Source organism: Butyrivibrio sp. VCD2006 (assembly GCF_000423925.1).
Taxonomy (GTDB): Bacteria; Bacillota; Clostridia; order Lachnospirales; family Lachnospiraceae; genus Butyrivibrio.
On record NZ_AUIX01000077.1, the window covers coordinates 1 to 1,284 of the forward strand.

Genomic DNA, 1,284 nt, shown 5'->3' on the forward strand with positions numbered 1-1,284 from the left:
AAATCGGTCTGAAGCCCAAACAAAAGGACAGATTTTGAATATATGAAGTCTGTTTTTTTGTTTGGTCTTACACCGATTGTTCACGTTCCGATATATCTTACTATCATATATTTCTACAATTACGAACTCAGGCAAGACTTTTTATCCAATCCCCTATGGGCCCCAAAATGCAGAAGATGATCTGATCATTCGTTGCTACAAAATTTCTTCGCATTTATCCTGCATATCCTGCGTGATCTTGTCAAAAGCTGCGGCTCTGGGTGCAAGGTACCCTCCGAGAGATATACCTATGATCGTCACATCCTTCAATTTGAAATAGTCAATGCAAATATCACTGACCAGGATACTATAATGATACCTAAAACCAACTTGATGCCCACTTCCGGCCTGAGGTCATAGAATTCCATTTTGCCAAATCCAATCAGAGACATCAGGACTCCAATTATGATCATGATCAATGGTAGCAGCGTCGCAAACAAAAGAAGGAAAATAGCTGCTGCGAAAAAAGCATCTACTCGTAAGCAATCACTGATCATTGAGCTATTCAAAAATCCCACTAGCAAAAAAATGCCTACGAATAGAAAAATAATACCGGCAATGCGAAACAAAAATCCCTCTTCCCAGCTTAAGCGTTTGTGATTCCATATTCCCGGGAGATATGCAAAACCGTGATCTCTCAGATAATGTTCAATGATGGAAAGGAGTTTGTCCTCATCAAATCCAATATTCGCCCAATCCTTATGATCGATTCTTTTTCTCCAAGGCAAATTCTTCGGTGTAGAGAGTGAAAAAACAGCTCTGGTCTCCGTGGACAATGGCGGCTTATAAGTATCTTTGACAAGCAAGGTTTCACCGCCGCAAAACGTTTTGTCTCTGCTAAGTATATATGTCACATAAAAGGAACCGGTGTCCCTGTTGTCAGTTTCTTCCGAGATTTGCTGCGTTTTCCACCTGGCAACAATTTTATTTTTTTGAACAGTTACAACAAAGGGATATTCATCCGAGTTTAGATCCCTTTGTATTAAAGCTTTAAAATCATTAAATTCTTTTCTATTAATCCTTTTCTTCATGTTTTACTTAGTCCATTATCTTTTAATAAATTCTCCGCATCGCTTTCTTCCCACGGTCGGAGGATCAATCTTTTCGTTTCAAGTATCATGGCATACCTCTCTTACCAACGGCATCTCTGCAAATTCTTTAGGTTAGAATCGCTGTAAGGTCAAACGAAAAAGCAGCTTGAATTATTTCAATAACTGCCCTTTCGTTTGATCTTATTGCGATTTA

1 protein-coding gene is annotated in these 1,284 nt (G+C 38.9%); it reads right to left on the reverse strand.

Annotated features, from left to right (window positions below):
* Positions 1-305: 305 nt before the first annotated feature.
* Positions 306-1,070, reverse strand: a complete 765-nt coding sequence (locus G586_RS0116970) for a hypothetical protein (RefSeq protein WP_026511902.1) — start codon at positions 1,068-1,070, stop codon at positions 306-308.
* Positions 1,071-1,284: the final 214 nt, after the last annotated feature.

Excerpts from the sequence above, each read along its gene's own strand:
- G586_RS0116970 (WP_026511902.1), bottom strand. The coding sequence starts at position 1,070 with ATGAAGAAAAGGATTAATAGAAAAGAATTTAATGATTTTAAAGCTTTA.